General features: G+C 36.3%; 4 protein-coding genes. All 4 read right to left on the bottom strand.

The genetic code is table 11. The features are described from left to right. Positions 1-154: 154 nt before the first annotated feature. Positions 155-1114, bottom strand: coding sequence for a TlpA family protein disulfide reductase (locus MM239_RS20305; protein WP_241350159.1), 960 nt, complete (start codon positions 1112-1114; stop codon positions 155-157). 490 nt (positions 1115-1604) lie between these two features. Continuing rightward, positions 1605-5369, bottom strand: a complete 3765-nt coding sequence (locus tag MM239_RS20300) for a beta-galactosidase small subunit-related protein (protein WP_241350158.1) — start codon at positions 5367-5369, stop codon at positions 1605-1607. A 390-nt stretch (positions 5370-5759) separates the two neighbouring features. After that, positions 5760-5924 (bottom strand): hypothetical protein, encoded by a 165-nt coding sequence (locus MM239_RS20295; protein WP_241350157.1) that lies wholly within the window; start codon positions 5922-5924, stop codon positions 5760-5762. Positions 5925-6327: 403 nt separating this feature from the next. Then, on the bottom strand, positions 6328-7539 hold the full coding sequence (locus MM239_RS20290) for a TlpA family protein disulfide reductase (RefSeq protein WP_317235655.1): 1212 nt from the start codon (positions 7537-7539) through the stop codon (positions 6328-6330). Positions 7540-7741: the final 202 nt, after the last annotated feature.

The following is a 7741-nucleotide window of genomic DNA, read 5'->3' as shown; positions in this document are numbered from 1 at the left end:
TGTCAATATGTTTAGTTAGTTTTAGCCTGTAATCTTCCTTTTTTTCAGAATTAGAGTTACCCCCTATATACCCCTATAATTTACACATTTTTTTTATTAATTTGCTTAACTAAACGACATTGTATTAAGCTATATAAATCTTATTAACAAGCATTTATCTCACTCTTACAATAGTATCCTTTTCACTAAGTTTAATTGTTTTAAAGACTTTGTAAGGAGTGTTAAGATATTCATTAAGCTTTACTGGATTAGAAAGCAATTGTTCGTCTAAAATATTTGGGCCATGACATTTTTTATATTTACCATCTGAATCAACAATGATATGAAATGGTATTCCTGAAAAATTAAAATTAGAATATGTTCTGGCAACATTTTGACTGACAATCTGATAACCGTTTGAATTATGTTCTGATAAATATGATTTCCATTTTTCAATATTAGAATCAACTGAAATGTCCACAAAAACTATATCTTGATGGTCTTGAAACTTCATTTTTAATTTTTCCAACTCAGGTTTTTCTGCAATGCATGGTCCACACCATGTTGCCCAGAATGTTATTAACAAGGTTTTTCCTTCTAATTCTTTTAAGCTAAAGGTATTGCCTTCTGTGTCCTGAAACATCTCATTTGGCAAGCTAGCAGGTTTTTTGGCTTTGAAATCCCAAAGTACGGTGGCATTGTATAAATCATTTCTGGGATCAATTCCAAAGCCTTTATTTTTTATAATGAGTGGTTGGGAAAATAAAAAAAATCCAAATACACCAATTAAAATCACCAACAATGGAATCTTAATTCTGTAAACTATTTCCCTCCGAGAAAGTAGAATCCCTAGGGATGAGAAAAGGATAACAGTCAGAAAATAAGGAAAATAGAAGAGTTCTAAAGGGATATAAATTACAAGAGAAATTAAAAGTAATGGAGTAAGGAATATTTTAGTTTCTCTATTTATGAGTCCCGCCATGTAAAACCCCATAAAGCACATGAATAATGGAAACCATTTTAAAACTTTAAGATTCATTACTTTAAAAACTTTATCAAATAGTAAAATATTCAAAATGGTTAAAACAATAATCACTAGTATTCCTATAAGAAGTCTGAAAAAAGGTTTCTTCATATGGGTTGTTTTCTATGTTTGCATATAATATGATTCGGGAATGGCACTATCTCCTAGTTACTGAACTACATATGAAAAATTCACCTTAAACAGCTCTTCCTATATATAAATCGTTTAGGTGGAAATATAACTAAGGTCTAACTAATTTCCTATGTTAAATTCAAAAACTAATAATTTATCGTATTCAATCAGGAATCTTCTTGATCTGCTTACAGCATCTAAGAAATTAACCTTTGATTATAAGACTTAATAGAACATCAAATCCCTAATTATTGATAAAGGGAAGTCATACCTAAACTAAAGCAAAAACTCCCGAATTCAACCAAAAACCAAATCAAGCAATTCCTGAAATCCGCCAATCAGCTTACGACCCAACTTCCCAGACTCTTCACGCTGCGGATGTCAGTCAATACACCATAGGTGCATGCTTCACACTAACACCCCGATGTCTCTAACGGCGGCCAAAATAAATGAATGCATCAATCAGGGCTTACTTATTCATTTTAAATGGTTTTATAGAACTTGTGAACTCTAAGTATTGAGGAACAGTTTGATATTTATTAAGCACCCCTATTGCCGTGCATCCTACCCCAGTGGTTTGGTAGTCGAAATTGAATGTTACACCATCCGATTTGATCAAATCATAGGTGTATTTTGCCTTTGACAAATTTTCGGTGCTGTAATTATAGCAATTGAAATTGAATGGTATAGCTGCTGAAAACTCAATTCCAATTCCTTCTTTATTTGTCAGTCGCACATATTGGTTATCAGTTCGCAAGCCACAATCCTGAGGAATCAAATATGGTTCAAACATCGCATCAACTGTTGATTGATAAAGCCCAATACGGTAGCCCGTTTTGCGGTCTGGATAATTCTCCTGAGGTCCACGTCCAAACCATTCTACATCTTGCATTTGCTCATCAAAAACCCATTTTGTTCCGATTCGTGGCAACGACATGGGCATTTTTCCATTTGGATTTATTGTGTGCTTCAAACTTATTTCACCGTCTGGGGCAATCGTATAAACCATCTCATTTTCGAAACCGGTATTGCCTGCATTTCCAAAAAGCGCAATTTCACGAATACTGACAGTTACGTTTTCAGCCTTATTTTCAACGCAGAATGATTCAATTTTTGATTTCATATGATCCAGACCGATGGAATACCATGAAGTTGCAACCATCCTTCCGTAACCCTGCTTTGTAGGAAAGACATTAACAGCTGGGACTGTCCAGTCATCCAATTCGTTCGCCAAAGGAGCACGCCAAACATTGAGTTGGGCACCCTGTTTCAACAATTCTGTACCCATGTATTTCATGGAGTACAATTGTCCATCTGCTTTATTGAAGGCATAATCGAAATTTTCTCCGGATACAATCAAATATTGCTCATTATCTGTCACTTTCAAAGGATTGGACTGATGCTGTACTAATTTTTTATGGGCAGGAACAACCCATGGCAATTCCAATTGATCCCAATACAGTTCAAAACCCTTCGGCGCCCAATCTGTAGCTTCTTTCGAGTGAAAACTAACTGTTGCCAAATAGGTTGCACCAGCTTTTAGCTGAGGCTTTGGGATAGGAAGAGCGTATATTTTTTTGGCTTCTGGTTCGACATCCACGTCCAGTTTTCCCGAAGCTATTGTTATGCCGTTTTCCTCCAGATTCCAACGTGCTTCAAAGGCATTTGTATTGGTAAAAAAGTTTCGGTTCTGTACTTCAATTTCCATTTTCTCGGCATTGCTCCACTTTACAGAAATGGGTTGAGCCGATTTTTTTATTTGCCACATTTCAGGCTGAGGAACCCGATCAGGCCAAATACTTCCATAAGTTCGCGCACCAATTCCATAACTGAAGAACTCGCCTTCGTTTTGCTCCTGTTCAAAATCGAGCCACAAAACTGCACGATTTTTCAAGTCTGGTTTTGCTACAAATAAATCGTTTATTTCTATCGATGTTGAAAAAACACCCACCTGATCGACTATGGCATCGCACAAGTAACTGGACATATGCTGACCATGCGTCTCGGCATTCTTGCCCACATTAAGAGGAAAAGGAAAATTGGTTATGTTCCCAGTGACCGCTTCTTCAGCCACCTTTTTATTGTCGATAAATAGTGATATTGTTTTTCCGTCATAAATACCTGCGACATGATGCCATTTTTGTGTCCAATCTTCGGGTAAAGCAGCACGGACATAGCTTTTCTTCGAAGTGTAGATATAGAAATCAAGCGAATCGGCACCAATTTGTTGCAAACCAAATTGATTGTTTCCTTTGGTAAGCAAAGTCCCACCCATTTTCATTAAATCGCGTGGAAAAACCCAAAGAGAAACCGTCAGTTCATCACCCGAGATTTCAATATTTTTATCCTGGTAAACTTCCACCCATTGGTCATGACCATTCAAGTCAATGCCTTTTCCATCATGTCCAGCAACCAGTTTTGCACGTCCCATGATGTGGGTTGCGATCTTGTTGGGTGAAGAATCGGTCAATTTACGAACTGGCTCGAGCAAACCCGGACTCACAAAATCCCATATTGCACCGCCCATGATACGTGGATACTGGTAAATGACATCCCAATATTCATCCAGTCCACCACCAGCATTTCCGGCTACTGAAAGGTATTCGTCCATAAATGATGGTCTAGGATCAATACTTTCAGAAACCATCCCTACTTGTGTTTTGAGATCAAAAGGAGAAGCATAACGTGGCCCGATAATCTCTTCACAGGCATGCGAAAAAGCATTCCCTCCATACATCCAGTATCGTGTACTATCATATATCCTTCCTTCATCAATCACGTTACAAATATTTTCCCCTTCACCACTTTCGTTGCCTGCACTCCAGAAAAGAATGGAGGGATGATTGCGGTCGCGCAACACCATTTTGCGAACCCTATCACGGTACATGGCTTCCCAGTCCAGATTATCGCTAAGGTATTCTGTAGCATGGGCTTCAACTCCTGCTTCGTCAATGATATAGAATCCATATTCGTCTGCGAGTTCCAAATAGCGTGAAACTGGCGGATAGTGTGATATGCGGACACAATTGATATTGAATTGTTTAAATAGTTCAAAATCTTTCCGAATGGTGGCCTCGTCCATGGTATGACCCAAGGTGGGGTGTTGCATGTGTGTATTGATGCCGTTTAGTTTTATGGCCTTGCCATTGAGGTAGAAAACCTGATTGCGAATTTCGGTTTCTTTAAAACCAATACGACCAGTAATTACTTCTTCTGTTCTTCCTTCGATGTTTATTAACTCCATGGTTAACCGATAGAGATTTGGGGTTTCGGCTGTCCACTTTTTGGGTTTCAATACGTCTGACGACATATTGATAATTTGCTTATTGTCAGCAGATATTTGAACTGCATCAGAAGTAAAATTTTGAATCAACACATTGTCTGAGCTAAAAAGTGAAGCTCGGAGCTTGTAGTTCTGTTTGTCGGTTTTCGATTGGTTATTTACTGTAATCTGCAAATTTAGTTTTGCGTTCTCATAGTTTTCGTCAAGTTCTGTAGTGGCATACCAGTCGAAAATATGTGTATCCGATTTTGCATAAAGCCAAACATCATCAAAAATACCAGCCATACGCCAATAGTCTTGACTTTCGAGATACACACCATCTGAATACTTCATTACCTTGACGGCAATGATATTTTTTCCTGGTTTCAGGAAACTGGTGATATCATACTCAGCAGGCTCTTGCGCACCCTCATTATAGCCAACTTCTTGTCCGTTTATCCAGACAAACGATGCTGAAGCTGTTTTCTCCATGCGCAAAAAAATGCGTTTGCTATCCCAATTTGCTGGTAGGGTAAATGTTTTGCGGTACGAGCCAGTCGGGTTGTATTCACGGGGAACAAATGGTGGATCAGAGTGAAAAGGATGTGCCACATTTCGGAACAAAGGATCACCAAAACCCTGCATTTCCCAGTTGGACGGAACGTTGATTTCAGACCATTCCTGATCATTGAAGTTTGATTTAAAAAATTCGTTGGGTGTACCTTCTGGAGTATTGGCAAAATGAAACTTCCATCTTCCATTCAACGAAAGTACATTTTCTGATTCCGATTTCTGAAGATTTAATGCTTCATCAACTGAATTAAAAGGAATACAAACCGTGTGGCCTTCAGTCTGATTGATTTCAAATACCGCTGTATTCTCGATAAATGAGTAAATGTCCCCAAATTTTGATTGCTGTGCAGAGATGGTAAAACTTATCAGCGTGATAAATAAACCAATTATTTTTTTCATGCTTGGTTAGGTTATTTTTTGTTGGGAGATTATGGTTTTTGTAGAAAATAGACAAAAAAAGCGCTTCTTTATCTGTCCTGATTCAAAGAATAGTTCGGATATCTTCACTAAGATTGCCGATTCAAAGAAATGTTTAGTAACATTTTCACCAAATATAATCATGTATATTTAAGTTTCAAACTAATATAATGAAAGATGGCTTCATGATCATCTTTTAATTATTTCCTAGTTCTGAGTAATCATTAGATGTCTTTCCAAGATTAATTCAATCAAAAGATCCATTCAAACCCAATCTCCCACCCTCTTGAACCACTTACAGGATCTAAGAAATCAACCTTTGATTATAAGACATAAGGGAGCTAAGCTTTTAAGCTCTGTCCCGCAAGCAGCTCATTTGAGTACTAATGATACTTCAATTGATGCTCTTATAGGTTCCCCTTCTGCAAAATACTTTAATGCACTAGCTGAGTAAGCAACTTTAGAAACTGCTCCACCAACACCAATTAAACCTAAACCCACAAGAGATGCAATTGATATTATTATTACTACAACCATTGTTATAATAGCACCAGTGTATCCAACACCTTTAACTTAACCTCTTGTTATGTGTCTAACAAAAGGTAGTATTTAGCTTTTTATTTGTTCGCTGTTTTCTTATCATGCTTTTAACAACTGGGTTTCTCATCATTTTTTCATAGAAGTTTTGATTCCCTTCTAAAATCCACCAAAAAGCATACTAATTCACTTAGCAAATCCTTCGCCCTTCCTATATCAGTTAATACGTCTTAGGCTTACATGGGAATCACTATTCCGAGGTGTCAGAACTATGATAGATTTTTACATTAAACAGGGCTTACCGAGAGGAATCAGAAGCAAAGGCTTCTCTCTAGTGGGCAAATTGGCTCAAGTCAGGCTACGATTATGGGCGAGCTTATCTTTTTGCATATACTTATATAGGCTACCTCTCTATTTGGATATACTTAACCTTTCCATGCTTCCTTTCCAAACTCAACCCGTTTTTTGCTAATAATTCAATCCAATTATCCAAACTTGAACTTTCATCATTAATCGAAATATTTAATGCATATTTTCCTGATAAATTTGTAGTAACTGGAAAATAGATTTTATTCTCTTGTTGATTCCAATATTTATAATCTTGTAAAAAAACAAATTGATCCTCAATCAATTTTGCGATTGATTCAGCAGTAAAAATATCGCTGGTTGTAAGTTCTAATGCGGACCTTGAGGTACTCCTTTTTATTTCGATTGTTGGATTGGACTCAGTCATTATGGTATCTTCTTTCAAATTAATACTAACAAGTTCATAATAGGTACATTCCTTTTCAATAATCTTTGTTTTTAGTCCCCAAATGCTATTTAATTGATTGATTAGTATTTCTTTCGCATCCCCCAATAAATTTGAAGCTGAGAAATTCATTTTATATAGGAAATTAGGAAGGCTTGAATTTAAATAACCCAAATTATTATCATAAATGAAACGAGATAAAGGAATATCGTCATAGGCATACTGATATATCTCCAGTGCATTTCTCCCTGTAATAGTACATTGTGTAATGGTTTCTAATGTATCGTAATAAGCTTTTCCGGAATAACCTGTTATAATTTGGACAGGTCTATCTACATTGATAGCTTCTGAGATAGAGTTTGGCTCCCCTAACTCGTGTCTTAGCAATTCAAATTTGATTAGTGAATTTGACTTGTTTACATTTATCAGTTCTGAAGGATCAAAATTCTTTTTCATAGGTAGATTGACCTGATTCCCATTGTCTAACTCGGTCAAAACTTGTTCAGTTACAAAACCAACATAAGTTTGAGATTTGATTTGTCCTTTTTTATCAATAAGAATTGTATGAGGGATTCCTTGGTGTGGAAATATCTTTTTTAGCGACTTTTCATCATCATGAATAAAAGTAAAAGGAAAATCATTTTTAGTGATAAAATCAATGGTTTTGTCAATTCCATCACTTGAAATGCAAATAATTTCTAAAGAATCTGGAAACTTACTTTTTAAAGCTTTAAGATGTCCCATCCCTTCAATACATGGAGCGCACCAAGTTTCCCAAAACTCAATAATAGTAATTTTACCCTCCGATCGTTTTACAAAATCATAATCGGTGAGTACGCCATTGCTAATTTGTTTTAGATTTATGTTCTCAATCTTATTTTCAATTTCGGTTTTTTGTCCAAAGCTTATCGCGATTGAAAAAAATAATAAGCAAAGAGTAGTGTAACTACTCAGGTTTTAATTTAGCTATATGATTTAGATTTTCTAAGATATTTCCCGAACGTTTGATCAGGGTATCCACGACGGATCTTATAACACAGAAGTTTTCAGCTCCATTGTTGGATTT

Source organism: Belliella filtrata (assembly GCF_022549775.1).
GTDB classification, from domain to species: domain Bacteria; phylum Bacteroidota; class Bacteroidia; order Cytophagales; family Cyclobacteriaceae; genus Belliella; species Belliella filtrata.
The sequence above is the reverse complement of the archived record's forward strand: the minus strand, read 5'-3'. Positions and strand labels throughout refer to the sequence as shown.